Here is an 18421-nt window from a genome sequence, read left to right as displayed (position 1 = left end):
TATACATTTAATTAAGGAGGGTTTTCAATGACACTTAGAACGAAGCAAAAAACATGGATGGTACCTGCTGCACTTTCCATGACAGCTTTAATGGGAATGCTCGCAGGCTGCTCGGGTGAGAAAGAAACCGCTGGAAGCAGTTCAACACAACCGAGTGCTAGTTCGGCGGTCACGCTGGATAAACCGGTTACGGTCCGATTTATGGTGCAAAACGATCCTGGGGCTCCAATGAACAATGATATGCCGTGGGTAAAAGAATTTACAAAACATACAGGTGTGCAGTTTGACTGGATAGCGGGACCCGAGAATGCTGATCAATACAAAGAAAAATTTAATCTCACCATCGCTTCAGGGGATGTTCCAGACCTTATGGAAAGCCCGGGGGATATGCTGAACAAAGGTGGAGAAGCAGGGACGTTTTTATCAATTGACAAATATCTGGATAAAATGCCTAATCTCAAGAAGCTGCTGGATAGCAATCCTGCTTATGCCCGTGCATTAAAGACAGATGCTGGTAAAATTTATTATCTTCCGCACTTCTTGGCCGTAAAAACTAATAACACCTTCTTGCTACGTCAAGATTGGCTCGATAAGCTAGGCTTGAAGCAGCCTCAAACGTCGGATGAGATGTATAACGTTTTGAAAGCGTTTAAGGAACAAGATCCTAACGGTAACGGTAAAGCGGATGAGATTCCTTTCACTACAAGAAATAAAAAAGCCGGCTTGAATGGATTTATCGAACCTTTCGGTGTTTCACTGGATGAAGATTTTATAGTTGAAAATGGCAAGGTAGGTTTCACATATACGAATCCTAAGTTGAAGAATGCACTTGCCTATTTGAACAAGCTGTATAAAGAGAAATTGATTGATACCGAGTATGCCACCAATGACACGAAAATTTGGGATCAGCGGCTGTCCACGCAAGTATCGGGAATGACTTGGGATGTTTTTGCTCGCCAGGATTATTTCAATAAATCCATTCAACAAATCAATAAAGACGTAAACATATCGATTATCAATCCGCTCAAAAGTGCCGATGGTAAGCAATATACAAAGAATCAGCAGCTTCCTATTGCAACAACAGGTATTGCTATCAGTGCAAAATCGAAGAATATCGATCAGCTCATCAAATGGGCAGATTGGTTCTACAGCCAAGAGGGACAACTGTCATACAATTTCGGAATCGAAGGAGACACGTATACGATGGTGAACGGACAGCCTCAGTATACAGATAAGGTTGTCAAAGATCCGAAGCTTGCCGCAGGAAGTGTGATTAAAGCGCTCGGTCGCTTGCACTTCGTATCCAAATTGGATATTCGTTACGAGAACGCTTCACAATCCGCGGATGTTGTTAAGAAAAGGGATGAGGCTGCAAAATTTGTCACGGATCGTTTCCCGAAAGAGTATCTGTCCTACACGCCTGAAGAGCGGGAAGTAATCAATGCCAAATACACAGAAATCAGTACGTTTAAGGATGAAATGTTTGATAAGTTCATTTACGGCAACGAGTCTATCGATAAGTTTGACGATTTTGTCGCCAAAATCAACAAGATGGGGCTAGACGAAGTTACTAAGGTACAGCAAGCGGCTTATGACCGCTATATGAAGCGCTAGTCATGGCTACTTAAATGAAGTGAGCCCGATATGACTTGGGCACACTTCATTTTCTTTTAGAAGTATGATGATGAAAGGAGATAAAATAATGAATAAAACTGATTACGGTATAATGAATCGGGAGGCATGGGTATCCGATCAGGGAGATGGTACCTTCCTCAATCCCATTCTTTACGCAGACTACTCTGATCCCGATGTGATTCGTGTCGGTGAGGATTTTTATATGACGGCTTCTAGTTTCGGCCATATCCCCGGTTTACCGATTCTGCATTCCAAGGATCTTATCAATTGGAAGCTCATTAACCATGTGATTAAAGAGATGGACCTTCCCGGTTACGAAGTGCCTCAGCACGGCAAAGGGGTCTGGGCGCCGAGTATTCGATATCATGCCGGTAAGTATTGGGTATTTTACGGTGACCCTGATGTTGGCATTTTCATGAGCACAGCAGATGACCCATCAGCAGAATGGTCCGCACTTCATTTGGTTCAAGCCGGTAAAGGTTTGATCGACACATGCCCATTCTGGGACGATGACGGTCAGGCGTACTTAATACATGCCTTTGCTGGCAGCCGTGCTGGGATTAAGCATAAGCTCAGAATTTGCAGGATTTCTCCCGATGGTAAGCGACTTCTAGATGAGGGAACTATCGTGTATGACAATCCTGAGAAACACCCCACATTAGAAGGGCCAAAGATGTATAAGCGAAATGGAAATTACTATATCTTCGCACCTGCTGGTGGTGTCGAGACAGGTTGGCAAACTGTTTTCCGGTCTAAGAGCGTGTTCGGTCCATATGAAGATCGCATTGTACTTCATCAAGGGGATACTTCCCTCAATGGGCCGCATCAGGGTGGTTGGGTGGAATTGGAATCGGGTGAATCATGGTTTATGCATTTCCAAGATCGCGATGCCTATGGTCGAATCGTGCACCTGCAGCCGGTGGAGTGGACAGAGGATTGGCCTCTAATAGGGAAGGACATCAATGGGAACGGTATCGGAGAGCCGGGGCTTCAGTGGAACAAACCTAATGTTGGTAAGCAAATTCCGATTGAAGTACCAGATACGTCCGATGAGTTCAATGACACCCGTTTAGGACTGCAATGGCAATGGCAGGCTAATCCGATGCAACGATGGTACTCCCTGGAAGAGAAATCGGGAACATTAAGATTGTTTGCTGAAGCTTTGCCTGCTGGGGCTCCTAGTCTGTACCATGCACCCCATTTGCTGCTGCAGAAATTTCCAGCTCCTGAATTTGTAGCTACTGTAAAGCTGGATGTCAGTGGGCTGGAGAGTGGAGACCGAGCCGGATTAATCGTTTTTGGGTATCAATATATGTATATAGGGATTCATCGTACAAAGGACTCAAGCCCTGCAGAGAAACATTTTGAGCTTGTGGCTATGGCGGGCGATGCCAATGGGGAACGTCAATTATGGGCTAGACCCATAAATTCGTTGGCATTGTATCTACAAGTTGAGGTTGAAGATGGCGGATATTGTTCCTTTCGATTTAGCGAGGATGGAGATGCATTCGAACCTATCGACATTCCGCATTTTCAAGCATCGAAAGGACATTGGGTTGGCGCAAAAATGGGTATGTTCGCCGCCGGCTTAGACAACGGTGAAAGAAAAGGATATCTTGATGCAGAGTGGTTTAGAGTCTATCCATTTAAGGAGAAATGATTAACCTACTAAATAATTAACCCCGTACTAACAAAATAAGTGATTAATAAGGTATAACAACGATACCGTTATATTGCTGCAGAACATTTTAATTCGAATGAAGCCAGCAAACCATTGTGTTTGTTGGCTTCTTGCAGTGTGCCACGCATGACGATTAATTAGGTGGTGAAAGTCCACTGTGGGGGCTTGTAGTTGCCAACCACTAGCCAAGAGCAAGGGTGTCCATCGCGAGGTGGAATCTGAAGGAAGCTGGAGGCAAAATTCCGACCCAAGGAACACGAACATCATAAGGCATAGGTTACGGGACGAGTCTGCTGTACAAGACGAAGTCCAATAAACTACACGGACGTGCCAGTGTAGATGATGTGGGTACATGGAAGGAAAGTGAATCGTCTTACCGTGGGAGATCTCATGGACGTGAAGAGATATTTTTCGAATCACGGTTGAAACAAGATTTATCATGAGAAGTCAGCAGACGCCATAGTACCCAATGTTGTCGACGACAAAAGGGAAGGGCTGAACCTTAGGAGGTGATCGTCGATGAAAGTTACCAATACAAGAGCAAAGGGCAGCCATCTTCCAATGGAAGGCTCCAGGCAGACACAAGGGTTAGGATTCACCCAAAATCCATTGCTAAGATGAAAGAGAGAATAAAGGAGCTTACATCAAGAAGCAATGGAATGGGGAACGTAGAGCGAGCAGAGAAACTCAAACGCTATATCATGGGATGGACTAACTATTTCAAGATAGCGGATATGAAAAGTCTGCTCCAATCCACAGATGAATGGATGAGAAGGCGGGTTCGCATGATCTTCTGGAAACAATGGAAACGAGTGAAGACGAAGTACGAAAAACTCAAAGCGCTCGGAATTTAAGAGCGGAAAGCTTGGGAATACGCCAACACAAGAAAGAGCTATTGGAGAACCTCCAACAGCCCAATCCTCTCAAAATCCCTCGGAAACAACACCCTCAAAGGGCTCGGATTCTTATTCTTCTCTGATTATTATCGACAAGTAACTGCGTGAACTAAGGAACCGCCGTATACGGAACGGTACGTACGGTGGTTTGGGAGGTCGGCTGCTCAACTACCGGGCAATATTACGGAACCTTCCAACTATTGGAGGCATAATATTTCAGGACACCTACTATCAAATCCATTGCGGATTCCGCGTTAGTCTAATGTAAGGAGTATGCGATTAAACGGTATGCTCCTTGTATTGCTTCGGCGTCACGCCGGCATACTTTTTGTACACCGGGTTAAACCCCTGATTTCTTCGCCGGCAGAACTGATACGATGAACCGTAAGTAATAACACAGTCCATGACTATTCCACTTCGATCGCTTTTACGGTTTCGCCCTCAATTAATACGGGCTGGTAATAGGTGTTGGTGGGCAAGTCTTTTTTGCCTTGTAAATTCTTAATTACCCAATCCGCTGCGTCGCGTCCCATTTGTTCTTGGGGGTGAGTCAGCGTCGTTAGTTTGATATTCGCGTTTTTGGCGATATATGAATTGTCCTGACCAATGATAGATAGCTCGTCTGGAATGGAGATACCCATTTTTCTGCAGACATGTACGACTTCCAAGCCTACCTCGTCGTTGTAACACACAAGCGCAGTCAAGTCATCCCGATTGTCGTTCAGATACACTTCCAAGTTAGCGGACAGGTCCGACTTCGTTGCCGTATCGAAAGAAAGTACATGCTCTTGCTGGAACCGTAATTTAGCTTCACTAAGAGCCCTGATAAATCCCTTCATTCTATACTTCCCTTGCAAATCATCCATTTTCGCGATGATACCAATCTGGGTATGTCCTTTGGCAATCAGCTCCCGAGTTGCTAGATAGCTGGACTGCACGTCATCTAGACAGAAGAAAGGAACCTCCAACTCTTCATAATAGGCATTTATCATCGTGAAGGGAACCTCCTGCTCCTTAAAAGACAGGTAGTAAGCGATGTTGGGGTTGTATACATTGCTTCTGGTAGGTTCTATAATCAGCCCATCTACTCCGAAGGACAGCATCATTTCTAACGCCTTTTTTTCTTGGGAGATATCGTTATTTGTACTAGCTAGCAGCAAGGAATAGTTATCTTCATTTAATCGGCTTTCAATGCCGCGGATGATGGAGGGAAAGATGTAATCCGAGATATAGGTCGTGATGACGCCAATCGTTTTATTCATGATTTTCCCACCCGTCCTGGAACGGTATTGGGTGCTGACGTATGTACCGGATCCTTTCTCGCTTCTTAGGAAACCCTCGTTCGATAAATCCAGAATAGCCTTTCTAATCGTCTGCCGGCTAACATTGTACTCCTCCTGCAAAGCGAATTCCGAAGGGATTTTCTCGCCTGCTTTGTACGTTCCCGAGAGGATATAACTTTTGAGATCATCTATGATGATCTGGTATTTTGGCTTCATGATATCCACTTCTTTCATCATTTTTCGATAAGTTGTACGTACACATTCTAGCATAAATTGCATGGAATGCAAATGTAGTTATATTTACTCATGAATTCAATGGTACAACTTCTACCCATTTCCTTTATAAAGGTGACTGTGGTGAAAAAATAGGGGCGATTACAGATCATGTTAGTATAACTATAACGATATATTGACAAATGTACGTACAGAAAATATACTAAAAATATCAATTGGAGAAAGCGCCTTCTTGCGATCGTAATCTTCCTTTTATTTCATCGAGTGACCGATTCGATCGGAATTAGCTAGTATACGAATCAAAATCGTTTGGGTTAAACAGAGAGGGGACATATGTGATTATGAATCTTGTAGACTTGAAAGAAGCGATAACCAAGGGCGAAACCTCGCTAGGTATCGAATTCGGATCTACGCGGATCAAAGCGGTGTTGATCGATCGTCGATTCGAGACCATCGCATCGGGGAGCTATGAGTGGGAAAATCAGTTGAAAGACGGATTTTGGACGTACAACCAGAAGGATATTATTAAAGGCCTCCAAACCGCTTATCGTGAAATGAAGCAAGAAGTGGAACGGAATTACGGGGTTACCCTCCGGACCGTGGGTTCGATCGGGTTTTCCGCTATGATGCACGGTTATATGGCATTCGACAGCACGGGTGAGCTGCTGGTGCCGTTTCGGACTTGGCGCAACGCAACAACCGGCGTGGCAGCTAGGGAATTAACGGACTTGTTTCAATTTAATATCCCCGAGCGCTGGAGTATCGCTCATTTGTACCAAGCGATATTAAATCAAGAGGAACATGTACCTAGTATTGATTTCGTAACGACGCTGTCTGGATATATTCACTGGCTGCTGACTGGCAAAAAAGTGATCGGCATCGGAGATGCTTCTGGGATCTTCCCTATTGATGAAGCAAGCCGTAATTACCATCCATCGATGGTTAAACAATTCGATGAACTTATCGCAGCTAAAGGCTATCCGTGGAAGCTTGAGGATCTTCTTCCTAAAGTATATCTCTCCGGTGAGCAAGTTGGTGAACTAACGGAGACGGGAGCTGGCATTCTAGACCTAGATGGGGATCTGCAGTCTGGTATTCTGCTATGTCCTCCAGAGGGCGATGCCGGCACAGGCATGGTTGCGACGAATAGCGTCAAGAAACGTACGGGTAACATTTCCGTGGGCACTTCCGTTTTTGCAATGATTGTATTGGAGAAAGAATTATCCAAGGTTTATCCGGAGATCGATATGGTCACGACGCCGAACGGCAATCCGGTCGGCATGGTGCATGCCAACAACTGCTCCAGCGATCTCAACGCCTGGATGGGCTTGTTCCGTGAATTCTCCGAAGCCATGGGATACGGCGTAGATTCCGGCAAATTGTTCAGCGTGTTGTTGAATAAGGCATTAGAGGCTGATCCGGATGGCGGAGGTTTACTTAGCTACGGTTATCTCTCGGGCGAGAATATTACGGGAATCGACAAAGGCCGGCCGCTGTTCGTTCGCTCACCAGAAAGCAACTTTAATCTGGCTAATTTCATGCGAACGCACTTATTCACTGCTTTCGGAGCATTGAAACTCGGAATGGACATTTTGACCGAAAACGAACAAGTCGCCATTGACAGCATTTTGGCTCATGGGGGCCTTTTCAAAACTCCTGTCGTCGGACAAAAGATCTTAGCGGGCGCGCTGAACGTACCGATCTCGGTCATGTCCACGGCCGGCGAAGGCGGGGCATGGGGTATGGCGCTTCTGGCTTCATATATGATCAATAAGGATCAAGAAGAGAGCCTGGATAACTTTCTCGAGCAGAAGGTCTTTAGAGATGCCGAAGGACAGGAGATTGCTCCAGATTCATCGGATGTAAAAGGGTTCCAAGCATTCATCAAACGATATCAAGCAGGGTTGGCCATCGAACAGGCTGCAGTAGACCATCTGCTAGAGAACGGGAGGGACTAACGTTGTTAGAACAACTGAAAGAAGAAGTGTATCAAGCGAATCTGGATTTGCCGAAGCACGGACTCGTAAAATTTACTTGGGGCAATGCGAGCGCCATCGATAGGGAAAGCGGCTTGTTCGTGATCAAACCAAGCGGAGTCAGCTATGAAAAGATGAAACCGAGCGACATGGTCGTTGTGGATCTCGACGGTAATGTGGTCGAGGGAGAGATGAGACCGTCCTCCGATACCGCGACTCACGCCGTGTTGTACAAACACTATCCGCAAATCGGCGGTATCGTACATACCCACTCAACCTGGGCAACCATTTGGGCGCAGGCGGGACTGGATGTACCCGTTATGGGAACGACGCATGCGGATACCTTCTATGGCGCCGTGCCTTGCGCCCGTTTCTTGAACCAAGCGGAGATTGACCGGGGGTACGAAGCGGAGACGGGCCGTGTCATCATCGAAGAGTTCGAGAAGCGCGGATTGGATGTCATGGCAGTTCCGGCCGTCCTGCTTCAGGGGCATGCTCCATTTACTTGGGGGAAAGATGCGAATTCGGCAGTCGTGAACAGCGTTGTGCTAGAGGAAGTTTGCAAGATGAATTTGTACGCGCGGCAATTGAATCATTTTGCAAAAGAACTGCCTCAAGGCATACTGGATAAGCACTATCTTCGGAAACACGGGAAAGATGCCTACTACGGGCAGAAGTAATAACCGTACTCATTAATAAATACAGGAAGAGGATGATTAAGATGTCAACAACAGCAGCTAAACAGTTTTGGTTCGTCGTAGGTTCGCAACATCTGTACGGAGAAGAGGCGCTGGCTGAAGTAAAAGCTCACGCGCAGACAATGACCGATGCTTTGAATAATAGCGGTGTACTTCCGTATCCGCTTGTCTTGCAGGACCTAGCAGTAACCGCGGATAAAATTACAAGCCTCATGAAAGAGGTCAACTATCGTGATGAAGTGGCTGGTGTCATCACATGGATGCATACGTTCTCGCCAGCAAAAATGTGGATTCGCGGTACAAAAATGCTGCAGAAGCCTCTGCTTCACTTGGCTACACAGTTCAATGAAAGCATTCCTTGGGCAACGATTGACATGGACTTTATGAACCTGAATCAAGCCGCTCACGGCGATCGCGAATACGGCTTCATTAATGCCCGTCTGAAGAAACAAAATAAAATCGTTGTAGGCTACTGGGGACGTCCGGAAGTGAAACAGCAGATTGCGGATTGGATGGACGTAGCTGTTGCTTATAATGAAAGCTTCAACATTAAAGTTGCCCGTTTCGGCGACAACATGCGCAATGTTGGCGTAACGGAAGGGGACAAAGTCGAAGCCCAAATTCAATTCGGATGGACCGTGGACTACTACGGCATCGGCGACCTAGTGCAATATGTGAATGCCGTTTCAGAGCAAGAAATTGATGATCTGCTGGGCCAATATGCGGAGCTTTACGAATTCGATTTCGGAACGAACAGTAAAGAAGCGTGGGAAGCGAGCGTCAGAATCCAAGCGAGTTACGAAATTGCCATCAAACGTTTCTTGGATGAGAAAGGTTATAATGCCTTCACTACGAACTTCGAAGATTTGCATGGAATGAAACAGCTTCCTGGTCTAGCTGTTCAACGTCTGATGGCGCAAGGCTACGGCTTTGCTGGCGAGGGTGACTGGAAGACAGCTGCTCTTGCCCGCTTGCTGAAAGTGATGAGCCACAATCAAAATACAGGCTTTATGGAGGATTATACTTACGAGATGGCGGCTGGTCAGGAAGCGATCCTGCAATCCCATATGCTCGAAGTAGATCCGACCTTTGCAAGCAACAAGCCGAAAATCATCGTTTCGCCACTTGGAATCGGCGGTAAAGAAGATCCGGCGCGTCTGGTATTCGACGGTAAAGGCGGGGAAGGCGTCGTCGTATCCATGGCGGACTTCGGCACTCATTATAAATTGCTGATCAACGAGGTTACCGCTTTCGAGCCGACGGTTCCGGCTCCTAAGCTTCCTGTGGCTCGTGTACTCTGGAGCGTGAAGCCGAACTTCCAGGATGGGGTGAGAGCCTGGATAGAGAATGGTGGCGGCCACCATACCGTTGCTTCTTTGAACTTGACAACAGACCAAATCGTGACCTACGCCAAGCTGGTTAACTTGGAATACGTCGTTATTAAGTAGTCTATAATTAAGGCGAAAAGAAGAAGCTGGAATATGTTGGTGTCTACTCAATTATCAATTTTGCAGATCGCCTATGAAGCAGGATTTAGCCAAACTAGCTATTTTATCAGTCTTTTTCATCAGATGTACGGATAGATCAATATATATGATGCTAAATAGGAGACTGTTCAAAGAATGGTCAACAAAATAAAGACTGCGATCACTGTTCCTTACGTGATTGCAGTTTTTGTTTTACTATGGGATTTAGAGAGTAGAAATGATAACAACAATATTAAGAGCATTTAATATCAGACTCAAAAAATTCCTATTGACTGACTTTTATCATCCGGTTTTACAATTTTGATGTTTTGAATTAATCGATACTTTCCATTGCCAATTCTCGATCTCCTCGTCGGAGTAAGTTTTTCCCGTTGGAATCCTCAGTTTGAAAGGGATGTAAATTATTAATATAATTAATATTAGCAGCGTGAGGAATCTAAATTCTCTGCTTACATTTATTGTTGTTCTAGGTTTCGTTTTTTTTGTATCGTTGACTTCATAAAAGTAGATAAATGAGAAGTAATGTTTTTTACATAGTTTCGCGAGTTTACATAGGTTTTATTAGAATCATAAGCAAGACTGACCTTGGTTATCGACCGTTTGAAGAGGTGAAAGATGGCGTAATTTGACATTACGTTAATGAACAGTATACGAGTTTAATTAACCGCCTTGATAAGGAAGCGAAGGTAACTTTTGTTGATGAGGCATACAATGATATGGTAAATTTTTATTTGAAAAATTGAAGACTAATTTTACAACAAATCCCCGAAAACACCACTTCAAAACTCAATTTGTAAATTGATTTTATATGAAAAGCCAGCAAACTGGTAGTATCCCCTTTAAGTAGACACTCAAAAAAGCCCTTATGGTACCATAAGGGCTTGAGTACAACTTGGAGGGGATTTTTCTTTGGCTAAAAAGGGCAAACAATAAATCGGTAGACGGAGGAGTTTAAGTTAGCTGCCGTTCATGAATACACGCAGGGAACATCGAGTTATAAAACTGTAGCAAGCAATATATCCGTGAAGGTCATATGGGAGAAGTATACACGGGTCGTTGCGGTTGGATTCGCCGTCGTGGGATTCCCGGTAAAGGCGGATGGTTTACAACCAAGGAGCTTTCCGGAGGCGGGCCATTGATCGATTTGGGCGTGCATATGATTGACCTTGCCGTATGGCTGATGGGTAATCCGAAGCAGGTTGCCGTCTCTGGCGCCACGTACACCAAATTCGCTAACAATGATATTTCCGATTCCGTTCACAGCCAATTCGGCGAAAAACAAGAGAACGGGACTTTCGATGTCGAGGATTTAGCAATCGGGTTCATTCGATTTGGGTGGAGCCTATCCTTACTCCGGAGCATGGCGTTGATATGATCAAAATACTAGCTGCCATTTACAAGTCGGCGGAAACGGGGCAGGAAGTGAGATTATAATAGAAATCAGAACCAAGAACTATTTAAATGATGGAGTTGTAAGAAGTGCTTCAAAACTTATTTGTCATCTGTTTTCTGCGAAAAAGCCAGCAAACCCTTGCGTTTGCTGGCTTCTTGCACCTCAAAACTTAAATTGTCACTCAACATTTTTATGATCACTTGTCTTAACTTATTTAAGTTATTTTACATTAATAAGATTTCTAACTAGACTTTCGACGATTATATCTCTAGTAGTGTAGTTTTCCTCTTCTAAAATGTGAATGATGTAATCTTCATCCGGTTTAAAAGCTCTGAAAATTACGTGTTCTTTATCTTCAAGAATTACGTCATGGCCACAATCCCTAAGGCATTGTTCATAATCTATCAAGGTAGGCTTTTGATTCTCCTCCAAGAAAATAATGCCCCTTAATAAGGAACTTTTATCATGGTGGATTACTTTAAAATGCACTGTAAATTCTCTTTTCATAAATTGGATCAGCTCCTGTTCTCGCACATGATCAAAGATTAATTAAATTCATTATAAATAAGATAAATGTAGGAAGCTGTGATTATTATCACTTACACGTCACTCTCTTCGATCTACAATAAAATCATAAAGGACGAAGGAGATGGTTCAAATGATGAAATGGTTAAGGGAAAATAACTACGCTGCAATGCTCTTGACGATCATTCGTTTGTATGTCGGTTGGGAATGGATGATAGCAGGATGGCACAAAATCACAGGTGAAAAAGCTTTCGACGCTACAGGATATCTAAAAGGTGCAATTGCTAAACCAGTTCTTGAAAGCGGAACGACAGATATGGTTTATGCGAATTATGTTGCTTTCTTGAAAAATTTTGCTCTACCGCATGTTGGTTGGTTTAACGTTATGGTTCCTTGGGGGGAATTATTGGTTGGTTTGGGTCTACTGTTAGGTGCGTTGACTACTGTAGCAATTTTCTTCGGCTTAATGATGAATTTTATGTATATGTTTGCCGGTACTGTCAGCAGTAATCCATGGTTAATGCTTCTGGGATTTTTCATATTAGCGGCAGGCGCTAATGCAGGTAAATTTGGTGTGGACCATATGATCCTTCCCTACTTACACAGGTGGTTGGATAAGATCTTAGAACTATTCCATTTAAAAGCAAAATTCAGATAAGATGAGGGCCTAATCCAATGATAAATAGTGATAACACCTGCTCTTTCTACTCCGTAATCTGAGAGTAAGAGTGGGTGTTTTTTCATTAACTATACATTAATTTGAAAGGGAAGTGATGGGTATGCTTTCAGGAGTTATTTTGGCTGGTGGAGCAAACCGTCGAATGAACGGAGAACTGAAGGCATTACTCCCGTTTGGCGGAAAGCCTCTTATTGTCCGACAGATAGTGTGTATGAGGGAAATATGCGATGAGTTGATTATTGTTACCAATGATCCCAAGCCCTATCTAAACAAAGTTGATCGTTCCGTTCGTATTATTACGGATTTTTTTGCAGGTCATGGCCCTCTTGGTGGTATGCACGCCGCATTATCTCTAGCTATACATACTTCCGTCTGGGTAGTCGGGTGCGATATGCCCTTTATTTCTAGTAAAGCAGCGCAGTTATTGATGCAAAGAAAGCTGGATGGATTTGAGGCCGTTGTTCCTTTGGTGGCCAGCGAGCTTTACCCATTGCATGGCATTTATGACCGAGCTTGTGCGTCCCACATCGTGCATTTATTAAATCAAGGGGAAACCAAAGTTTCTGCCTTGCTAAACCATGTTTTTTGGAGCGAACTAGGGGATCGTTTCTTACTTGAGAACGGCGTTGATTTGAATTTTGTTTACAATATCACAACGTTTGAGGAATACGAGGCCATGGGCTTTGTAGAACATGGAAAACCAACGGAAGTAACGGATGGTTCATGATTACTATTTGAGATAGTGAGAAGTCTATAACGTCATTGCTTTGCTGTGTGCGCCTAAAGGAGAGACGGAGTATCCGATAGGAGAAGCTATGGAATCGGCGGGAGCAAGGCAGCAATTTTATGAAAATAGAACTGCTGCCTTTTCTATAAATTGGAATGTGAAATTATTCACAAGAAGTTCAAAGAAGAAATCGCTTTAACCTCTCGTTATGTGATTTTTATCATAGTTAGGGTTCCTGATTAAGCTTAATCTAAGAGTAGAACAACAAGGTAACGGCTTCACATGGAATGTAAATAAAGGAGTGAATAAACCATGACAACCAAAGAAGCGAAGATGAATGAACGGATTTCAGCGCAAGAGGAAGTCAACCAACTGGTGGCCAGAGCGAAAGAAGCACAGCAGCAATTTCTAAAGCTGGATCAAGATCAGGTAGACCATGTCATTCAGCAAATGGCATTAGCCGGCATCGATAGGCACATGGTTCTTGCCAAGCTTGCTGTGGAGGAAACCGGTCGTGGTGTGTATGAAGATAAAATCACCAAGAATCTATTTGCTACTGAATATATTTACCACAGCATTAAAAATAACAAGACGGTCGGTGTGATTGAGGAAAATACGTACGAGAACTGCCGAATGGTAGCTGAGCCCGTGGGCATTATCGCGGGTGTTACACCTGTAACCAATCCGACTTCGACGACGATGTTCAAATCATTGATTGCAACAAAAACCCGTAATCCAATCATTTTCGCCTTCCACCCGTCTGCACAACAATCAAGTGCTGCGGCAGCAGCGACATTACTGGATGCGGCAGTTAAGGCCGGCGCTCCAGAGCATTGTATTCAATGGGTGAAGCATCCATCCGTGGAAGCTACGCAGTTGCTGATGAATCATCCCGATGTAGCGCTAGTTCTAGCTACGGGAGGCTCTTCCATGGTGAAGGCAGCCTATAGCACCGGTAAGCCAGCCTTGGGCGTTGGACCTGGTAATGTTCCTTGCTTCATAGAGAAGACAGCGAATTTGCCGCAGGCTGTGAATGACTTGATCCTATCCAAGACCTTTGATAACGGCATGATTTGCGCCTCCGAACAAGCAGTTATTATTGAGGAACCGGTATACACGGAAACAAAAAAAATGATGGTGGACCAGGGCTGTTACTTTTTAAATAAAGAAGAAACAGAAGCGGTCTCCAAACTGGTAATTAACAGTGAGAAATGTGCGGTGAACGCGGTTATCGTAGGTCAATCTGCTGTGAAAATTGCTGAGATGGCTGGTATTCAGGTGCCTGTGAACACGAAAATGCTAGTCGCGGAACTAGCGGGTGTCGGTGAGGCCTACCCATTGTCAGCTGAAAAGCTAAGCCCCGTACTCGCTTGTTACAAAGTGAAGAACGCGGAGCAAGGCATTGACCGGGCTGTGGAAGTGGTGAAATTCGGAGGTATGGGACATTCCTCTGTCATTCACTCACAGAATACAGAAGTCATACAGGCATTCTCCAACAAGCTTCAAACGGGACGTGTGATTGTTAATTCACCTTCCACACATGGCGCTATTGGGGACATTTATAATACGAATTTGCCATCCTTGACACTAGGCTGCGGTTCATACGGACATAATTCCACGACCTCTAACGTGAGCGCGGTGAATCTGATCAATGTGAAGCGGGTTGCTTACCGCACCGTCAATATGCAGTGGTTCAAGATACCGCCGAAGATTTATTTTGAAAAGGGAGCTACTCAGTATTTGGAAAAAATGCCAGACATTACGCGCGTCATGATTGTCACGGATCCGATGATGGTGAAGCTCGGTTATGTAGAGCGTGTAGAATATTACCTCCGTAAGCGGCAGCTTCCCGTCTATATCGAAGTGTTCTCGGATGTGGAGCCTGATCCGTCTGTTGAAACCGTAGAACGCGGCCGGGCACAGATGGCAAGCTTCCAGCCGGATTGCATTATCGCCTTGGGCGGCGGGTCACCGATGGATGCGGCTAAAGCGATGTGGCTGTTCTATGAATACCCAGATACTAGCTTTGATGCCTTAAAGCAAAAATTCATGGATATCCGTAAACGGGTTTACAAATATCCGCGTCTGGGACGCAAAGCGAAATTTGTCGCGATTCCTACGACTTCGGGTACAGGTTCGGAAGTGACGTCTTTCGCTGTAATTACAGATAAAGAAAAAGGCAATACAAAGTACCCGCTTGCTGATTACGAGCTTACACCGGATGTTGCCATCATTGATCCTGATTACGTGTACAGCTTGCCGAAGACAGCGGTAGCAGACACCGGTATGGATGTCCTAACGCACGCCATTGAATCGTATGTGTCTGTGATGGCGAATGATTATTCCGATGGTTTGGCGATGAAAGCAATCCAATTGGTATTCCAAAATTTAGAGAAATCGTATGCCACAGCAGATCCTATTGCCCGTGAGAAAATGCATAATGCCTCAACCATTGCCGGTATGGCCTTTGCGAATGCTTTCCTGGGTATTAATCACAGCTTGGCGCATAAATGGGGCGGCGAGTATCACACCGCACATGGACGTACCAACGCGATTTTGATGCCGCATGTCATTCGCTATAATGCTCAAAAGCCGACGAAGTTTACTTCGTTCCCGAAATACGATCACTTCGTAGCCGACCAACGCTATGCTGAAATCGCGCGCATGCTGGGGCTTCCAGCTAATACAACGGAAGAAGGCGTGAACAGCCTTATCGAGGCGATCCGCAAGCTGAACAAAATTCTCGGAATTCCGGAGAAATTTCAGGATCTTGGGTTCCAGGCGGAACAATTCGAGACGCGTGTCGATTACTTGGCGGATCGAGCTTTCGAAGATCAGTGTACAACGGCCAATCCTCGGATGCCGCTAGTAACGGAGCTGGCTGACGTATATCGAAATGCATTTTACGGTAAGTTTTAATCGTGCATTACCTAAGGAGGCTTTATCATGGCGACAAGAGAAAAAGAGATTAGGATAGAGAATGGCTGGAGAGAGTTTATCCAAGGCAACTGGGAAGGTTCCATTGATGTGAACGACTTTATTCATAAAAATATAACCGTGTATCCAGGAGATCATGCCTTCCTGGCAGGTCCAACAGAAGCGACAAATGAGCTATGGCGGATGGTGAGTACGCTAACCCAGCAAGAGCGAGAGAACGGAGGCGTGCTGGACATTGATGTCCAGACGATCTCCACGATTACCTCCCATGCGCCAGGCTATATCGCACAGCATAAGGAGAAAATCGTCGGTCTGCAAACCGATGCTCCTTTAAAGCGTTCCGTACAACCTTTCGGCGGTATTCGGATGGTGATCGATGCTTGTGAGGCTTATGGCTTTAAGCTGCCGGAAGAAATTGTTCAGGTGTTTACCGATATTCGCAAAACGCATAACCAAGGTGTGTTCGATGCGTACACCTCAGAGATGAAGACCGCGCGTAAGGCTGCTATCATCACTGGTCTTCCTGATGCTTACGGTCGCGGTCGCATTATTGGCGATTACCGCCGTGTTGCTCTGTATGGTGTAGACCGGCTAATCCAAGAGAAGAAGAACGATCTTCTGCAATTGGAAGTGGACGCGATCACCGAGGATATCATTCGGCTGCGCGAAGAACTTTCCGAACAAATGCGCAGCTTGGGTGAACTAAAGCAGATGGCCAAAACCTACGGCTATGATATTGCAAAGCCGGCAGTGAACGCCGCTGAAGCGGTGCAATGGCTGTACTTTGCTTATTTGGCAGCCATTAAGGAACAGAATGGCGCGGCGATGAGCCTTGGACGCGTATCAAGCTTTCTTGATATTTATATCGAACGGGATTTACGAGAGGGGACGTTGACGGAAGTAGAGGCGCAAGAGCTTGTTGACCATTTTGTCATGAAGCTTCGTATCGTTAAATTTCTGCGCACCCCAGATTACAACGAGCTTTTCAGCGGCGACCCTACCTGGGTGACAGAATCGATTGGCGGTATGGGCATGGATGGCAGAGCGCGTGTCACGAAAAATTCGTTCCGTTTCCTGCATACTTTATATAACTTGGGCCCTGCCCCTGAACCTAACCTGACTGTCCTGTGGTCGACTCAGCTGCCGGAGGGCTTCAAGGCTTATTGTGCCAAGGTATCGGTTGAAACCAGTTCGATTCAATATGAGAATGACGACCTGATGCGACCTTATTATGGGGATGATTACGGCATTGCTTGCTGTGTATCCGCTATGCGGGTCGGCAAGCAGATGCAATTCTTTGGCGCCCGTGCCAATTTAGCCAAAGCGTTGCTCTATGCGATTAATGGTGGAGTGGATGAGAAACTAGGGATACAGGTAGGCCCACAGTTAACACCGTTAACCTCCGAGGTTCTGAATTACGAAGAAGTGGCGGAGAGATTCGATACGGTCATGGAGTGGCTGGCTAAGCTGTATGTGAACACACTTAACGTCATTCATTATATGCATGATAAATATTGCTATGAGCGGCTGGAGATGGCTCTTCACGACCGTGAAATTGTACGTACGATGGCTACCGGTATCGCAGGATTATCCGTAGTAGCTGACTCTCTTAGCGCCATTAAGTATGCGAAGGTTCGCCCGATCCACGATGAGAAGGGCATTACCGTCGATTTCCAAATTGAAGGCGAATACCCGCAGTATGGCAATAATGATGAGCGTGTCGATGCGATTGCCGTGCAAGTAACGGAAACATTCATGAATAAGATCAGGAAGCACAAGACGTATCGCGGTTCTGTGCCAACCATGTCCGTTCTAACGATTACATCCAATGTCGTGTATGGGAAAAAGACAGGGAGCACGCCAGACGGCCGCAAAGCCGGCGAGCCCTTCGCGCCAGGCGCCAATCCTATGCATGGACGTGACCGCAAAGGTGCGTTGGCTTCATTGGCATCTGTCGCCAAGCTCCCTTACGAGCATTGCCTTGATGGCATATCCAACACGTTCTCCATCGTACCGAAGGCTCTCGGTCGTGAAGAAGAGACACGCATCTCCAATCTGGTCGCGTTGCTCGATGGCTACATGGCGAATCTAGGACATCATTTGAATATAAATGTATTTGACCGATCCAAGCTGTTGGATGCGATGGAGCATCCAGAGCTTTATCCACAATTGACGATCCGTGTTTCCGGCTACGCGGTGAACTTCATCAAGCTGACCAAGGAACAGCAGCTTGATGTGATCCATCGTACTTTCCACGGCACGATGTAACG

15 protein-coding genes are annotated in these 18421 nt (G+C 45.3%); 12 read left to right on the top strand and 3 right to left on the bottom strand.

Annotated elements, in window-relative coordinates:
- Positions 1-27 precede the first annotated feature (27 nt).
- The 3 genes from ACSQ8O_RS24620 (at position 28) to ACSQ8O_RS24610 (ending at position 4170) form a co-directional block, all read left to right on the top strand.
- On the top strand, positions 28-1614 hold the full coding sequence (locus ACSQ8O_RS24620; RefSeq protein WP_436243769.1) for an extracellular solute-binding protein: 1587 nt from the start codon (positions 28-30) through the stop codon (positions 1612-1614).
- A gap of 88 nt (positions 1615-1702) precedes the next feature.
- A complete protein-coding gene (locus ACSQ8O_RS24615) occupies positions 1703-3295 on the top strand; it encodes a glycoside hydrolase family 43 protein (protein WP_436243768.1) in 1593 nt (530 codons plus the stop codon).
- A 638-nt stretch (positions 3296-3933) separates the two neighbouring features.
- Positions 3934-4170, top strand: coding sequence for a group II intron maturase-specific domain-containing protein (locus ACSQ8O_RS24610; RefSeq protein ID WP_436243767.1), 237 nt, complete (start codon positions 3934-3936; stop codon positions 4168-4170).
- A gap of 321 nt (positions 4171-4491) precedes the next feature.
- Here the strand turns inward: ACSQ8O_RS24610 and ACSQ8O_RS24605 are convergent, their stop codons facing one another.
- Both ACSQ8O_RS24605 and ACSQ8O_RS24600 read right to left on the bottom strand, forming a co-directional pair.
- Positions 4492-4617 (bottom strand): hypothetical protein, encoded by a 126-nt coding sequence (locus ACSQ8O_RS24605; RefSeq protein WP_436243766.1) that lies wholly within the window; start codon positions 4615-4617, stop codon positions 4492-4494.
- A gap of 2 nt (positions 4618-4619) precedes the next feature.
- The gene (locus ACSQ8O_RS24600; protein ID WP_436243765.1) at positions 4620-5711 is read right to left on the bottom strand and encodes a GntR family transcriptional regulator; all 1092 of its coding nucleotides are present in this window, start codon (positions 5709-5711) and stop codon (positions 4620-4622) included.
- A gap of 359 nt (positions 5712-6070) precedes the next feature.
- Between ACSQ8O_RS24600 and ACSQ8O_RS24595 the strand changes: the two genes are divergently transcribed.
- From ACSQ8O_RS24595 to ACSQ8O_RS24575, 5 genes are all read left to right on the top strand, one after another.
- Positions 6071-7687 carry a xylulokinase gene (locus ACSQ8O_RS24595; RefSeq protein ID WP_436243764.1) on the top strand — a complete coding sequence of 539 codons (1617 nt, stop codon included), beginning with the start codon at positions 6071-6073 and terminating at the stop codon, positions 7685-7687.
- 2 nt (positions 7688-7689) lie between these two features.
- A complete protein-coding gene (locus ACSQ8O_RS24590; RefSeq protein ID WP_436234274.1) occupies positions 7690-8385 on the top strand; it encodes an L-ribulose-5-phosphate 4-epimerase in 696 nt (231 codons plus the stop codon).
- Positions 8386-8426: 41 nt separating this feature from the next.
- Positions 8427-9851 carry an L-arabinose isomerase gene (gene araA, locus ACSQ8O_RS24585; protein ID WP_436243763.1) on the top strand — a complete coding sequence of 475 codons (1425 nt, stop codon included), beginning with the start codon at positions 8427-8429 and terminating at the stop codon, positions 9849-9851.
- A gap of 33 nt (positions 9852-9884) precedes the next feature.
- On the top strand, positions 9885-9986 hold the full coding sequence (locus tag ACSQ8O_RS24580; RefSeq protein WP_436243762.1) for an AraC family transcriptional regulator: 102 nt from the start codon (positions 9885-9887) through the stop codon (positions 9984-9986).
- 937 nt (positions 9987-10923) lie between these two features.
- Positions 10924-11265 carry a Gfo/Idh/MocA family protein gene (locus tag ACSQ8O_RS24575; RefSeq protein ID WP_436243761.1) on the top strand — a complete coding sequence of 114 codons (342 nt, stop codon included), beginning with the start codon at positions 10924-10926 and terminating at the stop codon, positions 11263-11265.
- A gap of 237 nt (positions 11266-11502) precedes the next feature.
- Here ACSQ8O_RS24575 and ACSQ8O_RS24570 read toward each other — a convergent pair whose 3' ends face one another.
- On the bottom strand, positions 11503-11790 hold the full coding sequence (locus ACSQ8O_RS24570; protein WP_436243760.1) for a hypothetical protein: 288 nt from the start codon (positions 11788-11790) through the stop codon (positions 11503-11505).
- A 151-nt stretch (positions 11791-11941) separates the two neighbouring features.
- Between ACSQ8O_RS24570 and ACSQ8O_RS24565 the strand changes: the two genes are divergently transcribed.
- The 4 genes from ACSQ8O_RS24565 (at position 11942) to pflB (ending at position 18419) form a co-directional block, all read left to right on the top strand.
- Entirely contained in the window at positions 11942-12466 is a 525-nt protein-coding gene (locus ACSQ8O_RS24565; RefSeq protein ID WP_056613989.1) for a DoxX family membrane protein, read from the top strand.
- A 115-nt stretch (positions 12467-12581) separates the two neighbouring features.
- The gene (gene mobA, locus ACSQ8O_RS24560; protein ID WP_436243759.1) at positions 12582-13214 is read left to right on the top strand and encodes a molybdenum cofactor guanylyltransferase; all 633 of its coding nucleotides are present in this window, start codon (positions 12582-12584) and stop codon (positions 13212-13214) included.
- Positions 13215-13526: 312 nt separating this feature from the next.
- Positions 13527-16133 (top strand): bifunctional acetaldehyde-CoA/alcohol dehydrogenase, encoded by a 2607-nt coding sequence (gene adhE / locus ACSQ8O_RS24555; protein ID WP_436243758.1) that lies wholly within the window; start codon positions 13527-13529, stop codon positions 16131-16133.
- A 27-nt stretch (positions 16134-16160) separates the two neighbouring features.
- Positions 16161-18419, top strand: coding sequence for a formate C-acetyltransferase (pflB, locus tag ACSQ8O_RS24550; protein ID WP_436243757.1), 2259 nt, complete (start codon positions 16161-16163; stop codon positions 18417-18419).
- Positions 18420-18421: the final 2 nt, after the last annotated feature.

Source organism: Paenibacillus sp. LjRoot56 (assembly GCF_964253335.1).
Classification (GTDB): Bacteria; Bacillota; Bacilli; order Paenibacillales; family NBRC-103111; genus Paenibacillus_E; species Paenibacillus_E allorhizoplanae.
This window is presented reverse-complemented; position numbering and strand designations above follow the sequence as displayed.

Coding starts and splice junctions, on each gene's coding strand:
- ACSQ8O_RS24620 (WP_436243769.1), top strand. CDS start 28: ATGACACTTAGAACGAAGCAAAAAACATGGATGGTACCTGCTGCACTT.
- ACSQ8O_RS24615 (WP_436243768.1), top strand. CDS start 1,703: ATGAATAAAACTGATTACGGTATAATGAATCGGGAGGCATGGGTATCC.
- ACSQ8O_RS24610 (WP_436243767.1), top strand. CDS start 3,934: ATGAAAGAGAGAATAAAGGAGCTTACATCAAGAAGCAATGGAATGGGG.
- ACSQ8O_RS24605 (WP_436243766.1), bottom strand. CDS start 4,617: ATGGACTGTGTTATTACTTACGGTTCATCGTATCAGTTCTGCCGGCGA.
- ACSQ8O_RS24600 (WP_436243765.1), bottom strand. CDS start 5,711: ATGAAGCCAAAATACCAGATCATCATAGATGATCTCAAAAGTTATATC.
- ACSQ8O_RS24595 (WP_436243764.1), top strand. CDS start 6,071: ATGAATCTTGTAGACTTGAAAGAAGCGATAACCAAGGGCGAAACCTCG.
- araA (WP_436243763.1), top strand. CDS start 8,427: ATGTCAACAACAGCAGCTAAACAGTTTTGGTTCGTCGTAGGTTCGCAA.
- ACSQ8O_RS24580 (WP_436243762.1), top strand. CDS start 9,885: ATGTTGGTGTCTACTCAATTATCAATTTTGCAGATCGCCTATGAAGCA.
- ACSQ8O_RS24575 (WP_436243761.1), top strand. CDS start 10,924: ATGGGAGAAGTATACACGGGTCGTTGCGGTTGGATTCGCCGTCGTGGG.
- ACSQ8O_RS24570 (WP_436243760.1), bottom strand. CDS start 11,790: ATGAAAAGAGAATTTACAGTGCATTTTAAAGTAATCCACCATGATAAA.
- ACSQ8O_RS24565 (WP_056613989.1), top strand. CDS start 11,942: ATGATGAAATGGTTAAGGGAAAATAACTACGCTGCAATGCTCTTGACG.
- mobA (WP_436243759.1), top strand. CDS start 12,582: ATGGGTATGCTTTCAGGAGTTATTTTGGCTGGTGGAGCAAACCGTCGA.
- adhE (WP_436243758.1), top strand. CDS start 13,527: ATGACAACCAAAGAAGCGAAGATGAATGAACGGATTTCAGCGCAAGAG.
- pflB (WP_436243757.1), top strand. CDS start 16,161: ATGGCGACAAGAGAAAAAGAGATTAGGATAGAGAATGGCTGGAGAGAG.